Source organism: Candidatus Nitrospira nitrificans, from assembly GCF_001458775.1.
In the GTDB taxonomy this organism is placed as follows: Bacteria; Nitrospirota; Nitrospiria; order Nitrospirales; family Nitrospiraceae; genus Nitrospira_D; species Nitrospira_D nitrificans.
Genome location: NZ_CZPZ01000002.1, coordinates 61,022 through 81,297 on the forward strand (window position 1 = coordinate 61,022; position 20,276 = coordinate 81,297).

The 20,276-nt window shown below is 57.7% G+C and carries 18 protein-coding genes and 1 pseudogene; 9 read left to right on the forward strand and 10 right to left on the reverse strand.

Going from position 1 to position 20,276, the window contains the following annotated elements:
* Positions 1 to 158: 158 nt before the first annotated feature.
* Entirely contained in the window at positions 159 to 1,703 is a 1,545-nt protein-coding gene (locus COMA2_RS02430) for an HDOD domain-containing protein (protein WP_090894333.1), read from the reverse strand.
* Between the two features lie 649 nt (positions 1,704 to 2,352).
* Here COMA2_RS02430 and COMA2_RS02435 point away from each other — a divergent pair.
* Complete coding sequence (locus COMA2_RS02435) at positions 2,353 to 3,588, forward strand: trypsin-like serine peptidase (RefSeq protein ID WP_217490587.1); 1,236 nt, start codon at positions 2,353 to 2,355, stop codon at positions 3,586 to 3,588.
* Between the two features lie 395 nt (positions 3,589 to 3,983).
* Positions 3,984 to 4,358, forward strand: coding sequence for a hypothetical protein (locus COMA2_RS02440; RefSeq protein ID WP_139076989.1), 375 nt, complete (start codon positions 3,984 to 3,986; stop codon positions 4,356 to 4,358).
* Positions 4,359 to 4,662: 304 nt separating this feature from the next.
* Here COMA2_RS02440 and COMA2_RS02445 read toward each other — a convergent pair whose 3' ends face one another.
* On the reverse strand, positions 4,663 to 6,942 hold the full coding sequence (locus COMA2_RS02445; protein WP_175304349.1) for a [protein-PII] uridylyltransferase family protein: 2,280 nt from the start codon (positions 6,940 to 6,942) through the stop codon (positions 4,663 to 4,665).
* A gap of 97 nt (positions 6,943 to 7,039) precedes the next feature.
* Between COMA2_RS02445 and COMA2_RS02450 the strand changes: the two genes are divergently transcribed.
* Positions 7,040 to 8,779 carry a [protein-PII] uridylyltransferase family protein gene (locus COMA2_RS02450; RefSeq protein ID WP_090894340.1) on the forward strand — a complete coding sequence of 580 codons (1,740 nt, stop codon included), beginning with the start codon at positions 7,040 to 7,042 and terminating at the stop codon, positions 8,777 to 8,779.
* Positions 8,780 to 8,863: 84 nt separating this feature from the next.
* Here the strand turns inward: COMA2_RS02450 and COMA2_RS02455 are convergent, their stop codons facing one another.
* From COMA2_RS02455 to COMA2_RS02490, 8 genes are all read right to left on the reverse strand, one after another.
* On the reverse strand, positions 8,864 to 9,307 hold the full coding sequence (locus COMA2_RS02455) for a type II toxin-antitoxin system VapC family toxin (RefSeq protein WP_090894341.1): 444 nt from the start codon (positions 9,305 to 9,307) through the stop codon (positions 8,864 to 8,866).
* Positions 9,304 to 9,537 (reverse strand): hypothetical protein, encoded by a 234-nt coding sequence (locus COMA2_RS02460; RefSeq protein ID WP_090894343.1) that lies wholly within the window; start codon positions 9,535 to 9,537, stop codon positions 9,304 to 9,306. The genes COMA2_RS02455 and COMA2_RS02460 overlap by 4 nt, the downstream gene beginning before the upstream one ends.
* 283 nt (positions 9,538 to 9,820) lie before the next feature.
* Positions 9,821 to 9,979 carry a hypothetical protein gene (locus tag COMA2_RS20010; protein WP_175304350.1) on the reverse strand — a complete coding sequence of 53 codons (159 nt, stop codon included), beginning with the start codon at positions 9,977 to 9,979 and terminating at the stop codon, positions 9,821 to 9,823.
* Positions 9,980 to 10,129: 150 nt separating this feature from the next.
* On the reverse strand, positions 10,130 to 10,417 hold the full coding sequence (locus COMA2_RS21000) for a type II toxin-antitoxin system RelE family toxin (protein WP_090894346.1): 288 nt from the start codon (positions 10,415 to 10,417) through the stop codon (positions 10,130 to 10,132).
* Positions 10,418 to 10,666, reverse strand: coding sequence for a hypothetical protein (locus COMA2_RS02475; protein WP_090894348.1), 249 nt, complete (start codon positions 10,664 to 10,666; stop codon positions 10,418 to 10,420).
* 211 nt (positions 10,667 to 10,877) lie between these two features.
* Positions 10,878 to 12,524, reverse strand: a complete 1,647-nt coding sequence (gene groL, locus COMA2_RS02480; RefSeq protein ID WP_090894350.1) for a chaperonin GroEL — start codon at positions 12,522 to 12,524, stop codon at positions 10,878 to 10,880.
* A 94-nt stretch (positions 12,525 to 12,618) separates the two neighbouring features.
* Positions 12,619 to 12,918 (reverse strand): GroES family chaperonin, encoded by a 300-nt coding sequence (locus tag COMA2_RS02485; RefSeq protein ID WP_090894351.1) that lies wholly within the window; start codon positions 12,916 to 12,918, stop codon positions 12,619 to 12,621.
* Between the two features lie 258 nt (positions 12,919 to 13,176).
* A complete protein-coding gene (locus tag COMA2_RS02490; protein ID WP_090894353.1) occupies positions 13,177 to 14,181 on the reverse strand; it encodes an RNA polymerase factor sigma-32 in 1,005 nt (334 codons plus the stop codon).
* A 193-nt stretch (positions 14,182 to 14,374) separates the two neighbouring features.
* On the opposite strand from COMA2_RS02490, the gene COMA2_RS02495 reads away from it, so the two are divergent.
* The 6 genes and pseudogenes from COMA2_RS02495 to COMA2_RS02520 all read left to right on the forward strand — a co-directional run bounded on the left by COMA2_RS02495 (position 14,375) and on the right by COMA2_RS02520 (position 20,264).
* Positions 14,375 to 15,577 carry an MFS transporter gene (locus COMA2_RS02495; RefSeq protein ID WP_090894355.1) on the forward strand — a complete coding sequence of 401 codons (1,203 nt, stop codon included), beginning with the start codon at positions 14,375 to 14,377 and terminating at the stop codon, positions 15,575 to 15,577.
* 74 nt (positions 15,578 to 15,651) lie between these two features.
* Positions 15,652 to 16,863, forward strand: coding sequence for a bifunctional 3,4-dihydroxy-2-butanone-4-phosphate synthase/GTP cyclohydrolase II (locus tag COMA2_RS02500; RefSeq protein WP_090894357.1), 1,212 nt, complete (start codon positions 15,652 to 15,654; stop codon positions 16,861 to 16,863).
* Between the two features lie 71 nt (positions 16,864 to 16,934).
* Positions 16,935 to 17,393 (forward strand): annotated as a pseudogene (gene ribH / locus COMA2_RS02505) (6,7-dimethyl-8-ribityllumazine synthase); the annotation flags it as partial.
* A gap of 142 nt (positions 17,394 to 17,535) precedes the next feature.
* On the forward strand, positions 17,536 to 17,991 hold the full coding sequence (nusB, locus tag COMA2_RS02510; RefSeq protein ID WP_090894361.1) for a transcription antitermination factor NusB: 456 nt from the start codon (positions 17,536 to 17,538) through the stop codon (positions 17,989 to 17,991).
* 138 nt (positions 17,992 to 18,129) lie between these two features.
* Positions 18,130 to 19,470 (forward strand): adenylosuccinate lyase, encoded by a 1,341-nt coding sequence (gene purB / locus COMA2_RS02515; RefSeq protein ID WP_090894363.1) that lies wholly within the window; start codon positions 18,130 to 18,132, stop codon positions 19,468 to 19,470.
* A complete protein-coding gene (locus tag COMA2_RS02520) occupies positions 19,467 to 20,264 on the forward strand; it encodes a chlorite dismutase family protein (protein ID WP_090894365.1) in 798 nt (265 codons plus the stop codon). Before purB ends, COMA2_RS02520 begins: the two co-directional genes overlap by 4 nt.
* Positions 20,265 to 20,276 lie beyond the last annotated feature (12 nt).

A 20,276-nucleotide genomic window follows, 5' to 3' on the forward strand; every position in this document is an offset into this window, starting at 1 on the left:
CGTGGTCGAAGATCCGGCAACGATTGTCATCGCAGGAGATTGTAAAACATTCTCTGATTCGGTGGGCTTGGTCGGTCGAACTAGGGCGAGGCGACAGCCGGGAGTGAACGGTACTGTTCGCCGACGCCAACCTGAGACGTTTGCGGCATCCTCAATGCCTACAGGATGCCGGCCAGTCGATTGAGACCCAGCGTCGTTTGGGCGAAAAACAGCTGGAACGCCTGGTAGTCTTGAGAAATCAGCGGCTGGTTGCTTGTCGCTCGATCGCAGTAGATGAGCCCAATCGGTTTCGCTCCCACCCGCAACGGCGCCACGATCGCCGACGTCGATTTCCAGACATCGAGGAAGTCCTGTTTCAGAGTCCCGGCCATCTGGTCTGAAAAGTTGGGAACCAGGAGTGGATCGACTCGCTTGAGGATCGTGAGAAAAAACCGGTGTTCCCGGCTGAGTGAGCCTGACAGGGACCGGAGGTAGGGCGCGGGAGGAGTCACGCCAAATACCAGTCTTCCGACAAGCAGGTCACTGTCGTTTTGGTTGAGAAGCGCCAGGCCGACACGGTCGAATCCGGCATCTCGATGGAGGGATTGTACGAATGTTCCGAGGAGGCCGTCGAGATCTTTTGCGGCTTGCAGCAAGTCTTGAAAGGCTTGGAGTGTTTCCAGCGGTTTGGTTCGAATGGGCGCAGCCTGTTTCTCGCCGGTCGGCGCTGTGACAGAAGGCGAGCGCGGGATCCATTCGGCGGGGTCCTGCTCCTTTGATGGTGACGTGGTTTCATCGGAGGAGTCAATTGCCAATCCCATTGAACGGATGAGTTGGCGCCCCCGATCCATGGCCTGAATCATCAAATCTGCAAACGGGCCCGAAGAGAAGCCGCAGCCAAGTTGGAGTGTTCGCTTGGCTTCCTCAATGGAAGGCTGTGGCGCGGAGCACATCAGGACTTCGACCAACCGGATGGAGCCCACCACGATACCGCGGTAGGTCTGGAACCCGCCTTGCCAACGTTCCCTCGGCAGCTCCTCCGGATGGCGAAAGAGCTCGATGATATCGTCCGGCAACTTCCACATCTGGGCCAGGGCTTGAGCCAAGGTCAGCCGTGGCACACCGATGAGGCGCGTCTCTTGGAGCACGCATTCCGACGGGCGCTTGGTTGTCTTGGCAATGGCCTGGAGCGCCAGAAAGAGATCCGGGTCCTGATAGGCAATGGCCAAGTCTCCGATCGAGTACAGCAGGGCTCCGGTGAACAATTGTCCGGGTTGTGGGTATCCAACGGCTGTTCCCAATTCGCTGGCATAGGTTGCGGACAGGAGGGATTTGGCGATCAAGGAACGGAATTCCTGTTGCCGAACCGGCCAATGTTGCAGCTGTTCGACGAGATGGGCCGCGGCCACAAGGGACCGGACGGTGTCGAGCCCGAGCCAGCTGACGGCATGAGGGACCGCCACGATCGTCTGCTGTGGGCTGTAGGCGATGCTGTTCGCCACCTGCAGCACTTTGCATGTCAGCCCATGGTCTCGGCTGATCACCCGGGCCAAAGCCTCGGCGTTGGATTGGGGGCCCATATGACTCAGGATTTGCTGACAGGTTGATTGCAAGATCGGAAGGCAGCGGCTGGATTCCTCGAAGAGAAGTCCGAGCTTCTGATGGAGGCGAGAGCGGATTGAGTCGATAAGGGACGATTCCGTGCCCTCGCGTGATGAGGTCATAAGAGATTCCTGGTTGAGGGGCAGAAGCTCTATCGGTCAGAACCTAAGCGAGCTTAAGCGTGGGAATATTTGATGGCGAACACAAAATCCCTGGGCCATGCGCTGCACCGTTAGACCAGCTCGTTGACAGAGACGAGACGAGGCTGGAGCCGCCGCTCCTCACGATCAATGCAAAATAGAGCCATTACGCCCTACATAGGCCATCTACGTTCATATACATAGAGACGCACAGCCTCTCATCTTTGCCGATAGCTGGAATAGCAAGCCACGATACGACCATTGGTCACCGGCCACTCATGGGGATGAATCAAATTCGATACAGATCTCGTATCGAATTTGATACACCTATCCGCGATTCGCCGAGTTGCTCCTATCTGTATGGTTCGGTAGGAAGACTCCAGTATGGAGGAAATACCTATGTAGTGACCTCTGCCGTCTGCGCTCGATGGTTCCGGCATCGTGCTTGCTTTAGGACCAGGCAGACGCGCACACGAGGGAATCTGGCGGGGAGACGATTCGTACGGGATTCTGGTGCAGTCCACCCATGAATCAAACCCCGGCTTTGTACGGAGGAAAGGAGAGAACAAGTCGGTGTGAGCAGGGAGAGCGGAAGAAAAAACGAGTTCAGACCATCATAAGGAGGTGCCCAGTGGGTACATGTGTATCGCATTCCATACGACTCGCAACAGCGGTTGGGTTTACTCTGGCTGTCTTGGCGACGTCCGCGCAGGCGCAAGAAATCATGAATCGTGGGGCAGTGACGGGGGTCAAGGTTGCTCCGGGTAACGGCAATCGAATTGACTTTGCCAACGCCAGAGCGCTCGCGCTGCCTCAAGCTCCGGAGAGCGTCGCCGTGCAGGCGGAACAGGATTTGATCAGCAACTTGGTCAATCGATTCCAAGCCTCCGCTGCCACAGACAGCGGCCAAGTGGCCGGTTCCGAAGGTGATGGGTCTGCTCTCAATGCCGTTGATCTTGAAGCATCCGCGGAGGCGGTCGATCCGCAGGCGGGGGGAGAATTTGAATCACAGGAGCATGGCACGTCGAATCATCCCTTTAGCACGGCGAGGGCCGATCTCAGAAATCTCAACGGTACCGTTCATCCGACGAATTTCACGTATCCCTATAGCCCCACCGGCAAACTGTTTTTCAATATCGGCTCCAGTACGTTTGTGTGCTCCGCCTCATTGATCAAGCGGGGCGTTGTTGTCACGGCCGCGCACTGTGTGGCTCAGTTCGGATCAAGAACAAGATTTTATACCAACTTCCGCTTTGTGCCGGGGTATCGGAACGGCGTTGGGAATACCGCTCCCTCGCCTGGAAACTGGGCGGTCTCGCAAGCATGGGTCATGACTAGTTATATCAATGGAGTGGCAGGGCAATGTGCCGCCACCGCTCCAGGCGTGGTCTGTAAGGATGATGTCGCGGTACTCGAACTGACACGAAAGACCACCACTCCCAACTATCCAGGCACCGTGACCGGTTGGTATGGCTATGGATGGAACCGGTTTGGATTTACGTCGGCAGGCCTGACTCATATTACCCAAACAGGCTATCCGGTCGGGCTTGATAATGGACAACTCATGCAGCGCAATGACTCACAGGGCTTTATCGCGTCCTCCACGCTCGTGAACAACACCGTCATTGGCTCCCTGATGACAGGAGGGTCCAGCGGAGGGCCGTGGATTCTCAATTTTGGAATCCGGCCGGTGCTTAACGGGACCACCAATGGTACGGCTCCAAATTCAAACATTGTCGTGGGAGTGACCAGCTGGGGCTACGTGAGTTCTGCCATCAAGGAACAGGGGGCCAGTCCCTTCACCAGCACGAACATTGTGCCGTTGGTGAATGCCGCCTGCGCCGGCTCTGATCCACGCTGTTTGTGAGACAGCGTCCGCCGCACGATGAGTGCGGAGGGATCTTGTAAGCGATTCAGGACTACAGGATCGAGTGAAGACTGAAGAAGGGGGGCTTACCGACTGTGGTGGGGCCCCCCTTCCGATTTATGTCAGGGTTTTGTTCCCCCGTGTTCTTCTACCCCGAAGCGGGAACCCGCACTTCGGACTCATCAGCATGGGTTCATCGGAAGTTGGTCTAGTTGACTGATTCTGTTGTGAGGGTGACAATAACACGAGAACCGCGAGGGTCGTCATAAATTGAACTGTACCCATCGAATTACTCAGGCGAGCGATGTGTGCCAGTTGCTCGAAGGAGCTCAGAATGGCTGATGTGAAGGGAAAGAGGAACAGGGTGCCATATGTACGGGCAAGGGAGGTGGGCCATGCGCATACTAATCGGTCATTCCATACGACTCGCAACGCTGCTGGGGATTATACTATCAACATGGACTATGTCGGTCCAGGCTCAAGAAATCATGCATAAGGGACCGGTCACGGGGAGCAAAGCCCCCTCAGAAGAGAATAACAACGCGATCGATTATAAGAATGCCGAAGCCTTCCCCCTCCCGGCTGCGCCGGATAGCCTTGCGGAACAGGCTGAGAAAGACTTGATCGACAACCTCGTCAATCGGAACCGGCCTGTGGTCTCCGGGCCCGCAGGTGTGGAGGCAGGTTCTGAAGGCAATGGAACGACAGGTTCTGGTGAGCGGGGAACACCCTCAGCTGCGCCCTATCAGAAGAAATTGAAGCGGCCGTGACGGATTGGAGTCGGCAGTGCTACTCAAAATCCAATTCAACGAACATAGTGGTAGGCAAAGCCTTACATTGCTCATTCCGAACTATGTCGCCGGTGAACCGGTGAAATCAGGTCCGGCTGGTTGGTCAAGAATGTAGGGGCTGGATCCTCGTCTATCAGCATGCCGTCCAGTGCGCCTGCGGGATTCAGGTTAAGGCCGAGCGGATAAAGACCGCCAATTGCTAATGAAACCTGGGTTAGTATTGCGCGGCCAAAATATGGAAGGGATTCCGATCACCCACGGGAGAGGGGGAAGACCGATCGGGCTACAGCCGGCCGAACGTCCGCTCGAAGAATTCTTTGGTGAGTTTCATATGCTGCGCGATATCCGTTTGCAGATGGCGCGCGCCGGCTTGCCAATCATCCGTGGTGTAGCCGACCCGGCGGGCGAGGAAGATGAATTCGTCGGAGTCGGTCGGTGGAAGGACTCGGTCTTTGGCGTTGCCACGGACCATGCGCAGGCCGTCGATGAGCATGCGGATAAAGAAGTAGGCCTTGCGGAGAATGTCGCCGTCTTGCCTCGTGACAAGGCCGCAATCGACGAGGGTGGCCAGCGCCTGCATGGTGTTGGGAGTGCGCAGGACAGGGAGTCGATGGCCATGCATGATTTGGAGGTATTGCATGGCATATTCGATATCGACGATACCGCCGGGGCTATGCTTCAAGTTGACGGTGTCTCGCTCCACCAGCTGCTTGAGTTGCTGGCGACGCAAGGCGAGGGCATCGGGGATATTCCAGGGTTTTCCGCTATAGACGTAGCTATCGCGATGGGCCTCGACGCGCTTGCCAAGGGCCGCGTCGCCCGCCACATGTCGCAACTTGATCAATGACTGTCGCTCGAACGGCGCGGCGAGGCCGCCGGCACTGTAGTACTTGGTGATCTCGTCAAAAGGGTTGGTCAAAGAGCCTTTTCCGCCGTGCGGGCGGAGACGCACGTCGAGGTGAAAGATGCCTTCCTGTTTGGCCTCGATCCACTGCAGCAGTTCGGCTCCCAACCGCTCGAAGTATTCGCTGTTCTCGATCGGCTGCTTGCCGGCTGTGCGACCCGCGTCTCCATACACGAACATCACTTCAATATCTGAGGCGTAGCCCAATTCCCTTCCGCCGAACTTGCCCAAGCCCAGGATGGTGAAGGGACAGGGTTTTTTATCGGCCAAGCGTGGCGGGCCATGCACCGTATTCAGCTTGGCTTGGCAGTCCTTCAAGCTTCGATCGAGGATAACTTCGGCCAATTGCGTCAGGGCGGCGGAGAAATCAGGCAGCGCTGTGTCCGGCTCGACGATGTGCTTCATATCGATGCGGAACAGCTCGCGGTCCTTGAAGCTATTCAGCGCGGCCTTTCGAGTCTCGTCGCTTGTGGCTTTATTCACAAGGCGATCGAGCTCCTTGCGAAGCATCGCTTTCGGGGTCATGAGGGGCGCATCGCGATAATCCTGGAGGAGCGGCAGCAGGTTGCTGTGTTGACGGCGCAGAAAGTCTTCCCAGAGAAAATCGCTGGCCCCGAGCAGACGGGCCAGCAGGGGGAACGTTTTCTTGTCGCTGAGAAACGCCAGGGCTTCTTGCTGGGCTTTTCCTTTCGTTTGCTGCACCGTCAGATCAAGAAACTGATCAAAGGCCTCCAGGGCTTTGGTCGGATCAGGGGCCCAGGTCAGAGCATGGGTGAATTGCTTGATGAGCACCGCCGTCAGGCGCAGCTGTTGTTGATCGGTCGTGTCGGTCAGCTTCTGGCCATGGCGGTTTCGGACATAGAAGCGATCGTGAATCTTCCCCTTCTCGACGTCGAACTGCGCTTTGGAAATGTACACGTTGCGCATGGCCAGGGCGTTGGCGAAGGCGTACAAGAAGGCCGGAGTATCGTCCGACCGGATATCCATGACCGTGTCGGTGGGAGATTGGCTGTTGTCGAATGTGATCTGCACCGGATGGAGGAGACCGCTGAAAGAACCGCGTCGCTTGCCGAGCTGTTCGACCAACCGTCGATTCACCGCAAGGCGGGCCTCTGTAAATTGTCCTTTATCGAGCAAGGTGATCACCGCATGGAGCGCATCCGCCAGGTGTTGCTGTTGGACCTCGCCCAAGTCCGCTCCTGGTATCGGCAGCACGCGGAACACATCGACGATCTTTTTTCTGGCCAGTCCCGGACTACCCGTTGCGCGGACGCGCGGTCCGTATCCTGTCCAACCGGCGCGGGCGGGCTGCGGCGCGGCCTTCTCGGCAAACGTATAGATATGCCCTTCCTCAATATTGAGGCCGAACGCCGAGAGCAGACCACAAATCGTGGCGAATTCTGAAAAATAATCGTACGCGACGATCGTGACTTCCACCCGCTTGTCGTGCTGTTCGGTAAAGGCAATCGTGCAGGGATGGCTCGGCGTCAGTTGAGCCGTCAATCGGACGTGCGTGGCAATGGTCGGGGGCTCGAACCGCCGGAAGTATTCCGGGTCCATGCGGGCGAAAAAATCTTGGAGCACCTCGGATGGAATGTCGGGACAGAGCGGACGAACCGCATCAAGGAGCCGCGATTGGTCAGGAGAGCCTATCGGCATAGGGTCAGTATACCCGAATAGGTTCATTGTGCGTAGAGGAACCTGTCAGTATAATGCCGCGCCATACGCGGATACCGTGAAACGTGAGACATGAAGCGTGAAACGAAAGTCTGAGAAGGCAGATCTGACGAGGTCCTTGAAGGGAGAGCTAACACCGGTCTCGCTGACGGCGAGAAGAGCGCCGGACCCGACGCCGATTTTGCTGGCGGCCAAGCGGAATGCCGAGGAGGTGCGAGCCATTTTGTCGGCCTATGGCCTGCGTGATCCCGATCAAGCGGATCGTAATCTCAATGCCATGGCCGGTGACCCGATCCAACGACGGCGGCTGGCCGACATTCTGCCGATGATGATGGAATCCATCTCACGGACGGCCGATCCCGATCAGGCGCTGAACCACTGGGAGCGCATGTTGGAGAGTGTCTCCCGCACCTCATTCCTCGACTATCTGCGCACGTGGCCGCGCATGCTCGACCTCCTCTGCGTGGTCTTCGGCAACAGCGACGCCTTGACCTTTACGTTCATTCGAGACCCGACCGTGGTGTATTGGCTGGGGGAGGAGGATGTCCTCGCGCGACCCCCGGCGCGGAAGGGGATGGAGCGCGCGCTTCACGCGAGCATCGGGCATCTCACCTCCAAAGAATCGAAGCTGGACGCGCTGCGCCGGTTCCAGCGGCGAGAGATGTTGCGGATCGGTGTGCGGGATCTCCTTCATCTCTCGACGGTGTCGGAGACGACCGGCTTCTTGTCCGATTTGGCCTGCCTGTTGATTCATGCGGCCTATGAGATTGTCGATGCCGATCTCCGGCAGCAATACGGCACTCCCATGCACCTGAATCGGCAGCGACGGTGGGTGGAGACCAAGTTTACGGTCATCGGGATGGGCAAGCTTGGCGGACATGAACTGAATTACAGCTCCGACGTCGATCTGATCTACATCTATGAGTCGCATGACGGGGAAACCAGGGCGCCGAGCAGTAGACGCGCCCCCATCCCGGCCGGCGTCGGCATTTCCAATGAAGAATATTTTGAGATTCTCGCCCGTGAACTCACCAGGGTGTTGAGCGAACCCACCAGGGAGGGATACGTCTTTCGGGTCGATCTGCGATTGCGGGCCGAGGGCTCTGTCGGCCAGTTGGCTCGCTCGCTGGAGGAGTATCGCAAATATTACACGACGCGCGGGCAGGTCTGGGAGCGGTTGGCGTTGCTCAAAGCGTGGCCGGTCGCCGGCTCCCATGATGTCGGGCAGGCGTTTCTTAAACTGGTGAAGCCGTTTGTGTTGGGGGCCGGGAGCGCGATGGATCGCGGGAACGCGTTGGCGATCGTGCAAGACGTCCGCGCCGTCAAGGACATGATCGATGCGAAAATGACGGACCGTGGCCACGCGCAGCGCAATGTGAAGCTGGGAACAGGCGGGATTCGCGAGATCGAGTTTTTCGTGCAGACCGTTCAAGTCCTGGCCGGGCGCAAGGTGCCGGCGCTTCTGGATCGGAGCACGCTCGGTTCGCTGAACCGGCTGGCTCGGAAAAAACTGCTCTCGGTCGAAGACCGCGATGCGCTGACCGCCGCGTATCTCTTCCTGCGCGATGTCGAACATAAATTGCAGATGGTCGATGATCTCCAGACCCATTCGTTACCCGAAAGTTCGGAAGAATTGGCGCGCTGCGCGGTCCGCATGGGGTACGGCACGGAAGATCGCAAGAAGGCGGCCGAATTGTTTCATGCCGCCCATCAGCGCCATACGGAGATGGTTCACCGTGTCTTCCGGTCGTTTTTTGTCGAACCGGCGACCTCGCCGGTCTTCAAAACTATGCTCAGGGCCATAGAGTTCAAGCATTAGCAGCAAGATGAACCACAACACAAAGGGCCCGGTAGTTTCCACCAGGCCCCTCGCTTCTGACTCAAGCTATCGGCTAGTGCGCCATCAGCTCTTGCTACCCGATGGCAACGTGAAATTCTTCAAGCGCACGATGTGCCCGGCTGAAGCTGCTTTTCGGTAATACCGATCGTCAGCGGTGATGAGGATCGTGTCTGGTTCGGTGAGGGCTACGGCATGATATAAGGTGTCGAACAGGTGTTGTTTGAGCGAGTCGGATAGATCGCAGGCCTTCAAATACAGGTCCATGCCGCTGGAAATTGGAAACTCCAGCGTGAATAAGAGCGACACCGCTGTACGCGCCCGCTTGGGCTCCAGCCTCGCGATCACGGCCGCCACTTCTGCGAGCCAATGGGGTGGCTGTATCACTGGTAGGCGAGAGCTCTTGATCAAGTGCAGAATCTGCAACGCATGAAAGGCGTCGGACTCTTCAGGACGGTCAGGGACCAGCCACTTGACCACGACGCTGGCATCGAGTACGAACCGGGTCACGGCCTTCCTTGCCGTCGTGCTGAGCTGATTGTGTGGTCATCGACCGGACGCATTTGTTTACGCAAGGTCAGGATTTTGTCGATGGCTTTTGCGACTCGCTTTCGCCGCCGGCGCTCCTCCACCGCTTGCCGCATCAGGTCCGCCAGGACCGCGCTTTTATTCTGTCTCGCGAACGTCTTGTCGAACGCTTCTTTGATGTCTTGAGGCACGCTGAAATTGACTGTGGCCATCACGCCCTCCCATTGTTGAAGTATTCAACAATAAAATGGCAGTCTTGCAGTATGTTGTCAAGGCGTCGCAAAAACACGAAGGCCCCGGTGGGATCGCCGCCGGACCGTCAGTCAGTGTGCACGGCATGGGCACTGACTAGGAGTGCAAGTCCTTTGGGAACGAGGTTGTACGGGTGTTGATCAATCTCCATGGCCTTCAGGTGCCTCGCAGTACTCCATCTCTGTCCTCCGTGGGCATGAGGTTCAGGGAACTCGTGTTTCTCGAAGAACGGCGCGACGTGGGTCATTGAGCGGCGCTGCTGCTGTCCTCATGTACGAAGTCCGATAGCCTGGAGCTAGGACAAGCTTCCGGCAATTCCAGATCCTTTTTGAGCAATTGATTCACCAGATCTGTCACCGGCGTTCCCTTTCTCTTGGCCAGACGCTCCAGACGCTTATACATGGGGCCGTCCACATAGATGGGAACATTCAGCTCCGCTCCCTTGTGGAAGACATGCTGGGAACCGCGTGTGAAAAATCATGTTCTGGTTTCACGCCCTGCCGATCGGTTGCTTGTTATGGATTTGGCGAAGCCTGCGAACGGTGACAGGCGCTAGTTGTCCTGATCGATTCTGCGTAGCATGTCGTCATAGACCGTTTTTCTGTGCCGGATTGCAAGAATCAACACGTCATCCTTCTCTAACTTGTATATCACTCGGTAATCTCCAACGCGAAGTTTCCAATAGCCTTTGAGGGTCTTCCGAAGAGGTGCTCCGTATTGGTGGGGTTGAAGAGTGAGGCGAGATTCAATAGCGTCAGCAATCCGACGGCGTAGGTTACGCGGGATGTCCGGGATATCTTCCTCGCCGACAGAGGGGTGGTAGTGGAGGGAGAACGGCACTCATCGCCTCGGACGTTTCGAAGTGCCCCACACCTCCGCATGGGTCTTTACGGTCTTTCGATCAAACGTTGCCATCCGCTGCTCGGCAATATCAGTCAGCACCCGATCTTCTTCTAGGTCCAACGCATCCTTCACGAGGTCGCGGACTTTCAATGATAACGAGATGCCGTCGCGTTTTGCCCACCGGCGGAGGCCTTGATAGAGCGGTTCGTCGAGTACGACATTTACCCGGGGATTAGTTGTCGGCATGGATCCTCCTGCGTTTCAACTGAAAGCAGTGTAACACTTGTGATGCACCTCGACAAGCCTGTATGGGAATCGGCAGAACGTGGGGCAGTTTTTAGGAGGGGGAGAGAGGGCAAGAAACACAAAGGGCCCGGTGGTTGCCCACCGAGCCCTTCGCTTGAACCTTCTGCTACGAGTTTGCCCTCGAAGGGCACGCCCTGAGCTTGTCGAAGGGTTAGTACATCCCTTCCATGCCGCCGCCGTGGCTGTGTCCGCCTGGGCCGCCGGCTGATTCCTTCTTCTCCTCCGGGAGTTCAGTGATCATGACCTCGGTCGTGAGCATCAAGCCCGCGACGCTGGCCGCATTCTGCAGCGCGCAGCGCGACACCTTGGTCGGATCGATGATGCCGGCCTTGATCATATCGACATATTCATCCGTGGCGGCGTTATAGCCACCGTTGGCGTTCTTGTCTTCCCGAACCTTGCCGACGACGACCGACGCTTCTGCGCCGGCATTCGCGGCGATCTGTCGGAGCGGCTCTTCGAGCGAACGCCGGACGATATCGAGTCCGACCTTTTGCTCCGCCGGGACATCCTTGATCCCATCGAGTGCCTTGATGCAGCGGAGGTAGGCCGTGCCGCCCCCAGGGACGATGCCCTCTTCCACTGCCGCCTTGGTGGCGTGCAGCGCGTCCTCGACGCGGGCCTTCTTCTCCTTCATCTCGGTCTCGGTTGCGGCGCCGACATTGATGACGGCCACGCCGCCCACGATCTTGGCCAGCCGCTCTTGCAGCTTTTCGCGATCGTAGTCCGAGGTGGTTTCGTCGATCTGAGCCTTGATTTGCTTCACGCGCCCTTCGATCTTCTTGGCATCGCCGTAGCCTTCCACGATCGTGGTGTTGTCCTTATCGATCGTGACGCGTTTGGCGCGGCCGAGATCGGTCAGCTTGACGTTCTCGAGCTTGATGCCGATGTCTTCAGAAATCACCTGGCCGCCCGTGAGGATCGCGATGTCCTCCAGCATGGCCTTGCGGCGATCGCCGAAGCCCGGCGCTTTCACTGCCACCACGTTCAACGTGCCGCGCAACTTGTTGACCACGAGGGTGGCCAATGCTTCACCTTCGACTTCTTCCGCGAGGATGACGAGCGGTTTGCCCATCTTGGCCACTTGCTCGAGCAAGGGCAGCAGATCCTTCATGCTGCTGATTTTCTTTTCGTTGATCAGGATGAGCGGTTCTTCCACGGAACATTCCATCCGCTCGGCATTGGTGACAAAGTAAGGGGAAATATATCCGCGATCGAACTGCATACCCTCAACCACGTCCAGCGAGGTGGTCATCGACTTGGCCTCTTCCACGGTGATGACGCCGTCCTTGCCGACCTTTTCCATGGCTTCGGCGATCAGATCGCCGATGGTCTTGTCGTTGTTGGCTGAAATCGTGCCGACCTGGCTGATTTCGGTCTTATTTTGACAGGGCTTGCTGAGCTTCTTGAGTTCGGCGGTGATGGCTTCGACGGCCTTGTCGATCCCGCGCTTGATCTCCATCGGATTGGCGCCGGCTGTGATGTTCTTCGCGCCTTCCCGGAAAATAGCCTGGGCTAATACCGTCGCGGTGGTGGTGCCGTCACCCGCGGTGTCGCTTGTCTTGCTGGCTACTTCGCGGACCAGCTGGGCGCCCATATTCTCGTAGGGGTTCTTCAGTTCGACTTCCTTGGCGACCGTCACGCCGTCCTTGGTGATGGTCGGGGCGCCGAATTTCTTATCGAGGATCGCATTGCGGCCCTTCGGGCCGAGGGTTGCCTTCACGGCGTCCGCGAGCTGATTCACCCCTTTCAGGATGGCCGCCCGTGCCGCATCGCCGTACATAAGTTGCTTTGCCATTATCTTTCCTCCGGTTATAGTCTAAAAGTTGTTCAAGCCTGAAAGCCATCAAGCCTCCTGTTGAGACTTGATGACGTTAGGACCGTATTTGTCTTTATGCCGTAAAGATGCCCAGGATGTCTTCTTCCTTGAGGATCAAGCACTCTTCGTCCTCAATCCGAAGCTTGCTGCCCGAATACTTGTCGAACAGGACTTGGTCTCCGACCTTGACGTTCTCCACTTTTTTGCCGACCGCCTGAACCACTCCCCTTTGTGGCTTTTCCTTCGCTGAATCCGGCACATAAATCCCGCCGGCAGTCCGATCCAACTCCTCGGTGTAGGTGACGAACACTCGCTCACCCAAGGGTTGGAATCCCTTGGCAACGTTCTTCTTTTCCTTCTCAGCTGTACCCATGGCAGAACCTCCTCCTGATGAAAGTGAACTCGTTAGGTGTTGACGGTTGAAAGAGTTGGGCTGAACTCGCGCGATCCAGGCAGCCTGCGACTCACAGTTGAGATAGGCCTTGGTTCACCTAAGTCAAGAGGGGCTGCCAGGGATTTTTATCATTTCTGGCCACACCGGGCAGCTGCGGAAATAAAATCGTCGTAACATATTGTAAAGTCAATGGTCTTTGAGTAATTGCGCCGGCGTGGTCCGAATCACCTGGGAATGTCAGGTCCGCAAACGGTCAAAATCCTTGATGTCTTTTTTGAGGTAGTCACGGAGACGTTTGATGATGCGGGCCTCCAGTTGACGGGTCCGCTCCTTCGTGATGCCGTATTTGTCGCCCAGATCATCCAAAGTCAGGGGTTGGTCGGACAGAATGCGATTTCTGAGAATATCTTCGTCTCGCTCTTCCAGCGTCTTGATGAACTCGGCAAGCTTGGCCCTGAAGAGGGTCTTCAACTGATGGTCGGCGAGTTGTTCGTCCGCCGGTTCTTGGTGAGACGGCAACACGTCCAGCAGGGTATGTTCCTGATCTTCACCGATCGGCTGGTCGAGCGAGAGCTCCCAGTTGCCGAGCCGCTGATCCATTTCGACCACATCGCGCTCACGCACATTCAGACGATCCGCGAGTAATTTCGTGTCCGGCGCGAAGCCCTCTCGTTCGAGCTTGGCCTTTTCCTTTTTGAGGTTATAGAACAGCTTTCGCTGATCCTGCGTCGTCCCGACCTTGACGAGTCGAAAGGTGTGCAGGAGGTACCGGAGAATATAGGCCCGCGACCACCAGGCGGCGTAGGCATAGAAGCGCACGTTTTTCGAGGGGTCGAATTTCTTGATGGCTTGCATCAGGCCGACGTTCCCTTCCTGAATCAGATCCATGTGGTCGGCTCCGGTATGGAGGTACTCGGCGGCAATCGAAACCGACACGCGCAGATTCGCCATGATGAGTTTGACCGCCGCGTCACGGCTGCCGTGCGTGCGGTACTCTTGAAAGAGCTGAAGTTCCTCTTCCTTCGATAGGTAGGGGTATCGGCGGACTTCGGCAAGATACTGCTGCAAGGCCGTGATGGGCGCCACGGCCATTGTGTCGGAGGGCTGTTGTCCGCCGGAGGCCGGGATATCCAGGACCACCGGGGCTGCTTCCGCCTCGACGATCTCATCATCAGAGGGTTCGAGGATTTCCGGTTCTAGGGCCTCGCCCGCGTCCTCCTCTGAATGGTCACGACCGTTCATGATACGTGCGTGACTATAACAGAATGAATGGGCGGCACAAAGGCTGTCTTGCGGGACGGTGAGGGCGCGATGGATAACGCCCGTTCTGTCCCTGTGGAGGAAAAGAGGCGTCGGTTTCTCCCCTCGGTGGCGTTCGCTTGCGCCGCTGAAAGCGGCTCCCCTATAGTGACCGCTATCCATCCGGAGATCTGGCATGTCTGGGATCTGGGACATTCTGAAAAGCGGTCATTGGCCGTCGCTGGCTGGGGCGTGGTTGCACCTGACGGTCAGTTTCATGGTCTGGCTGCTCATCGGGGCGATGAGCATTCCGCTCATGGTGGCCCTGCAGCTGAGCGAGACCGAGATCGCCTGGCTCGTCTCCTTGCCGTTACTCGGCGGGGCGGTGTTACGGATGGTAGCCGGATGGAGCACGGATTGGCTCGGCGCGCGGCCCACGGCCGTGGGCATCCTCGTGATGGAATGTCTAGTGTTGTGCTGGGGGTGGCTCGGTGTCACCGGGTACGGAGAAGCGCTGGCCTTTTCGACCTGTCTGGGCGTGGCCGGAGCGAGTTTCGCGGTCGCGCTTCCGATTGCGAGCCGCGCGTATCCTCTGCCGGCGCAAGGATTTGTGCTCGGCATCGCGGCATCGGGAAATATCGGCACGGTGTTGATCTTGTTTTTGGCGCCGCGCTGGGTTGCCGCGCTGGATTGGCATCAGGTCTGCGGCATCATGGCAGGGGTGGTGGCGGTCACGCTGTCGGGATTTGTGCTGATGGTGCCGCGAACAGCACCGGTTTCTGAGGCCGGCGCGGTGGCCTGGTGGCACCATGCGGTGCAGTTGATTCACCGCCGGTTGGCCTATTGGCTCTCGTTCCTCTATGCGGTCACGTTCGGCGGTTTCGTGGGCCTGTGCAGTGTGCTCCCGCTGGTGCTGCACGATGTCTATCGGATCGACGCGATTGAGGCCGGCGCGGTGGCGGCGTTGTGCGGACTCATGGGGAGCGTGATCCGTCCGGTCGGCGGCTATGTCGCGGATCGTCAAGGAGGGCTGCGGACCCTGTATTATGTTCTGCCGGTGATCGCTGGGGCGGTGGTGGCGGTGATCAGCCCTTCGCAAACCATGGCGGTCGTGATGATGGTCGTGGCCACGGCGGCGATGGGATTCGGCAACGGCGTGGTGTTCCAGCTGGTCGCCGAATGGTTTCCCAAGGACATCGGGTTGGCGTCCGGTGTGGTCGGGGCTTCCGGCGCCATCGGCGGATTTCTGCTGCCGATACTCATCGGGACGATGAAGGGGCTCTCGGGCAGCTACGAATCCGGGCTCTGGCTGTTAGCCGGGTTCACGATGTGTGCCTGGGGTACGGTGATCGCCGCGTTGCGGGCCGGCAGGTCCTCGCCGGCCGAACTGTCCTCCTGAGATCTTCGACTCTCGATCAATCCCTAAAAAAACCATATTCAAGGTTCAGTCTGAAATGCTAGATTGGTGGCCCTATGCCCACGCCGTTCAACCACATCGAAGACGCCATCCGAGACATTAAGAAGGGGAAGCTCATTATCCTGGTCGACGACGAAGACCGGGAAAATGAAGGGGACCTTGTCATCGCCGCGGAAAAGGTCACTCCACAGGCCATCAACTTCATGGCCAAACACGCGCGCGGCCTGATTTGCCTGGCCCTGACATCGGAACGCGTCGAAGAGCTGCAGCTGCCACCGCAGGCTTCGGAAAACACGGCCACATTCGGGACCGCCTTCACCGTGTCCATCGATGCGCGAAAAGACATTACGACGGGAATCTCAGCCGCCGATCGATCGACGACGATTCATGTGGCGATCGACCCGAAATCCAAACCCGGTGATCTCGCCAGGCCCGGACACGTGTTTCCGCTCAAAGCGCAAACCGGCGGCGTACTCAAACGCGCCGGGCAAACGGAGGGATCGGTCGATCTCGCGCGGTTAGCGGGGCTACGCCCTGCGGGTGTCATCTGTGAAATCATGAACTCGGACGGGACCATGGCCCGCGTGCCGGAACTCGCCAAGTTCGCGAAACACCATAAACTGAAGATGGTCACGATCAAATCTCTGATCGAATACCGCATGCAGCGCGAAACTTTCGTGAAGAGGGCGGGGAGCGCCCGCTTGCCGACGATGTTCGGCGAGTTCGAAGCGGTCGCATTCGAGAACCTGATCGACAACCTTACGCATATCGCGTTGGTGAAAGGGCGGGTGGACGATGGAGAACCGACGCTGGTGCGCGTGCATTCAGGCTGTTTAACGGCGGAAGTGCTGGGATCCCTACGGTGTGATTGCCGAGATCAGCTCCATAAAGCGATGGAGATGATTCAAAAAGAAGGACGTGGAGTGCTGCTCTATTTGAGCAATCAAGAGGGCCGGGGGATCGGGTTGCTGAACAAAATCAAGGCCTATGGGCTGCAGGATCAAGGCAGCGATACGGTTGAGGCGAATCTCCAGTTGGGGTTTAAGCCTGACCTGCGAACGTATGGCGTCGGCGCGCAGATCCTGGCGGATCTCGGTTTGCGCGCGATTAGGGTCATGACGAACAATCCAAAGAAGATCATCGGCATCGAGGGATACGGTCTCAAGGTGGTCGAGCGGGTGCCGATCGAAATTCAGCCGCGCGAAGCGAATGTTCGGTATCTTCGGACCAAGAAAGCGAAGCTGGGGCATCTCCTCAAAAAGGTATAGAACGTTGATACGTGTCAGGACCCACTCAGCTCACATACAGATCTTGACGCATGTACGCATGCCCATTCCCCATGGAACTTAGAAAAGGCTCACGCCGCGCGGTTGGATTCAGGTTCGGCATCGTGGCTGCGAAGTTCAACGCGCAGGTCACGAACAAGTTGCTGCAGGCCTGTATCGAGGAACTGGCAACCCATGGTGTTTCTCAAGAGCATGTGACGGCCGTGCGGGTGCCGGGCGCGTTTGAAATTCCGCTGGTCGCGCGCACGATGGCCAAGTCAGGACGGTTCGACGCGGTGATTTGCTTAGGGGCGGTGATTCGTGGGGACACCCCACATTTCGAGTATATCTGTGCCGAAGTCAGCCGTGGTATCGGGCAAGCGGCCGTGGACACCGATGTGCCGATCATCTTCGGCGTGCTGACCACTGAGACGGTTGCGCAGGCCGTTGAGCGCGCGGATAAGAAGCAATTCAACCGCGGCGGCGGGGCGGCGAAGTCCGCGATCGAGATGGCGAGGGTCATGCGGATGTTGAAAGGAGAGGCTGACGGGGCGGCAAGTTCCCGGCTGACGAGCGGGAAGGTCGTGCGCGGAGACGGGAGAAGGCGATGAATCATTCTCGTCGATCCTCTCGCTTGGTCTCTTGTCAGCCTGCCGTCTTGTCGGCTCGATAACGATGGGTACTCGTCACCAAGCTCGCGAGCGGGCCTTGCAGATCCTGTTTCAGCATGACATTCATGGGAAGTCCGGTGTGCATCTTGACGAGTTTTGGCGTGAATGCGCGGCGTCGGATGAGTCCAAAGCGTTCGCGGAACGGTTGGTGCAGGGTGTCTTGGAGCATAAAAAAGAGCTCGACGCCACCATCGGCAAGTATGCGACGAATTGGACCGTGAACCGCATGCCGATCGTCGACCGCAACATCTTGCGGGCCGGGCTGTATGAATTGTTGTGGCTGGACGAGGTGCCTGCTAAGGTCACGATGGACGAAGCCATCGAACTCGCGAAGAGTTTCGGCGACGAAGATGCCTCAAAGTTCGTGAACGCGGTTCTTGACAAGGCGTTGGCCACGGAATCGCGGCTGGCCGCCAAACGCGCCGGCGCGGCGCGTGTGAAGCCCGCTTCGCCGACGTAGCGAGGCGAGCGTGAAGCGTATCGGCTAACGGTTTCAAGTTTCATGTTTCTGCACTACTTGCAGCTTTGAACATGAAACCTGGAACTCTGGATCGAAGGAACGAACGAGGCTTCACGGGATAGGAACGACGAGAACATCATGATTGAGCGGTATACACGTCCCCGGATGAAGGCGATCTGGGATTTGAAACGGAAGTATGAGATCTGGCTGGAGGTTGAACTACAGGCCTGCGCGGCCTTCGAGCGCGCCAAACAGGCGCCACGCGGGACGGCGGCGAAAATCCGGAAAAAGGCCAAGATCGACGTCGACCGAATCGCCGAAATTGAAAAGGTCACCAAGCATGATGTGATCGCCTTTCTCGAATCGCTCATGGACACAGTGGGACCGGAGCATCGGTTTCTCCACATGGGACTCACGTCCTCGGACATTGTCGATACCTCGCTGGCCGTTCAAATGACCGAGGCGCTGGACCTCATCCTGGAGGGGGTCGAACGGTTGCTGGGTATCTTGAAACGGCAGGCGTTCCGGTACAAAGATCAGGTCATGGTGGGTCGGTCGCACGGCATTCACGGGGAGCCGATCTCATTCGGTCTGAAACTCGCCCTGTGGTACGAGGAAGTCCGGCGCCATCTGGAGCGGTTGCGGCGGGTGCGGACCGAGATCGCGGTCGGCAAACTGTCCGGCGCCATGGGGACCTTCGCCCATCAGGGACCGGATATTGAAGAGTATGTGTGCGCCAAGCTCGGCCTGAAGGCCGATCCCGTCTCGAACCAGGTGGTCCAACGAGACCGCCACGCGTCGTATGCAACGGCTCTGGCGTTGCTTGCGGCAAGCATCGAGAAATTTGCCGTCGAGATCCGCCACCTTCAGCGCACGGAAGTGCTCGAAGCGGAAGAATATTTTTCCGAAGGTCAAAAGGGATCGTCGGCAATGCCCCACAAACGAAACCCGATCATCTCGGAGAATCTCTGTGGTTTGGCGCGGCTCGTGCGGGCCAACAGTGTGGCGGCGATGGAAAACGTCGCGCTCTGGCATGAACGCGACATCAGCCATTCGTCGGTCGAGCGGGTGATCATGCCGGACAGCACGATCGTGATCGACTACATGCTCGCCAAAGTCGCGGATCTCATCGAACAGTTGGTCGTCTATCCTGATCGCATGAGGCGAAACCTCGAATTGACCGGAGGGCTCGTGTATTCGCAGCGGCTGCTCTTGGCCTTGGTCGAGAAGGGGGCGCAGCGAAAGGAGTCCTACGAAGCGGTTCAGCGCAATGCGATGGCCTCCTGGAGGGGCGGAGGCGCGCTGGAAGAATTAGTCGGTAAAGATCCTTTTATCTCCCGGCACCTGAAGAGCAGTGAGATTGCGGCCTGTTTTAACCCCAAGTACTATCTGCGTCATCTCGATCGGATTTATCGGCGGGTATTCGGGAGGGATGGACAACGTTCGCCCGGCAGAAAGGGAAAAGGAGCACATAAATGATGACGCGATCACTCGTCACGGGGATGATGCTGATTGGGTTGATGGTTGGCCCTTGGTTATCGAACGTTCAGGCGGCAGCGGATCGAGACAAACTTCTCACTGAACCAGGTGTCTACGGCACGTTTGCCCTCTTCGCGCTCAATGAGGAGTGGGCGAAACAAGACCCCGCGATGCGGATCGTTCGTTTGGCCTCGCTCAAAGGCGTGGTGGAACAGCATCGAGAGCATGTGGCCATCGATCTGTATCTGCTTCGAGGGCTTTCCGATCACGCCGACATCTTGTTCCGGATTCATGCGACGGAACTACGCGCGACGCAGGAGTTTCTTCTGGATCTGAAAAGCAGCCAATTCGGGAAACATCTCAAGACCGTCGGGGTCATGCACGGGCTCACCAAAAAGCCGAATTATGTCCGGGGATTTTCCGAGCAGATGAAGGCTGACTTGAAGGTGGTCAGTGAACCGGGCCGGCATCCGTATGTCATCGTGATCCCGGTCAGGAAGTCAGCCGAATGGTGGGGATTGGATCAGGAGAAACGGGCCGCGATGATGCAGGAACATACCGCCGCCACGCTGCCTTACTTGAAGACGGTCAAGCGGAAGCTCTATCACTCCAGCGGACTGGACGATCTGGACTTCATCACCTATTTTGAAACAGCCGAGCTGGAGGACTTTCACAGCCTGGTGCTGTCGCTCGAGAACGTGCAAGAATTCCGCTATACGCGGCGATTCGGGAGTCCGACCATACTCGGCACGGTGAAATCGCTGGACGAGATCGTCGAGCTGTTGGCGCAGTAAGTTGAACCCCAG

Excerpts from the sequence above, each read along its gene's own strand:
- COMA2_RS02430 (WP_090894333.1), bottom strand. The coding sequence starts at position 1,703 with ATGACCTCATCACGCGAGGGCACGGAATCGTCCCTTATCGACTCAATC.
- COMA2_RS02440 (WP_139076989.1), top strand. The coding sequence starts at position 3,984 with ATGCGCATACTAATCGGTCATTCCATACGACTCGCAACGCTGCTGGGG.
- COMA2_RS02445 (WP_175304349.1), bottom strand. The coding sequence starts at position 6,942 with ATGCCGATAGGCTCTCCTGACCAATCGCGGCTCCTTGATGCGGTTCGT.
- COMA2_RS02460 (WP_090894343.1), bottom strand. The coding sequence starts at position 9,537 with ATGGCCACAGTCAATTTCAGCGTGCCTCAAGACATCAAAGAAGCGTTC.
- COMA2_RS20010 (WP_175304350.1), bottom strand. The coding sequence starts at position 9,979 with ATGTATAAGCGTCTGGAGCGTCTGGCCAAGAGAAAGGGAACGCCGGTG.
- COMA2_RS02475 (WP_090894348.1), bottom strand. The coding sequence starts at position 10,666 with ATGCCGACAACTAATCCCCGGGTAAATGTCGTACTCGACGAACCGCTC.
- groL (WP_090894350.1), bottom strand. The coding sequence starts at position 12,524 with ATGGCAAAGCAACTTATGTACGGCGATGCGGCACGGGCGGCCATCCTG.
- COMA2_RS02485 (WP_090894351.1), bottom strand. The coding sequence starts at position 12,918 with ATGGGTACAGCTGAGAAGGAAAAGAAGAACGTTGCCAAGGGATTCCAA.
- COMA2_RS02490 (WP_090894353.1), bottom strand. The coding sequence starts at position 14,181 with ATGAACGGTCGTGACCATTCAGAGGAGGACGCGGGCGAGGCCCTAGAA.
- COMA2_RS02495 (WP_090894355.1), top strand. The coding sequence starts at position 14,375 with ATGTCTGGGATCTGGGACATTCTGAAAAGCGGTCATTGGCCGTCGCTG.
- COMA2_RS02500 (WP_090894357.1), top strand. The coding sequence starts at position 15,652 with ATGCCCACGCCGTTCAACCACATCGAAGACGCCATCCGAGACATTAAG.
- nusB (WP_090894361.1), top strand. The coding sequence starts at position 17,536 with ATGGGTACTCGTCACCAAGCTCGCGAGCGGGCCTTGCAGATCCTGTTT.
- purB (WP_090894363.1), top strand. The coding sequence starts at position 18,130 with ATGATTGAGCGGTATACACGTCCCCGGATGAAGGCGATCTGGGATTTG.
- COMA2_RS02520 (WP_090894365.1), top strand. The coding sequence starts at position 19,467 with ATGATGACGCGATCACTCGTCACGGGGATGATGCTGATTGGGTTGATG.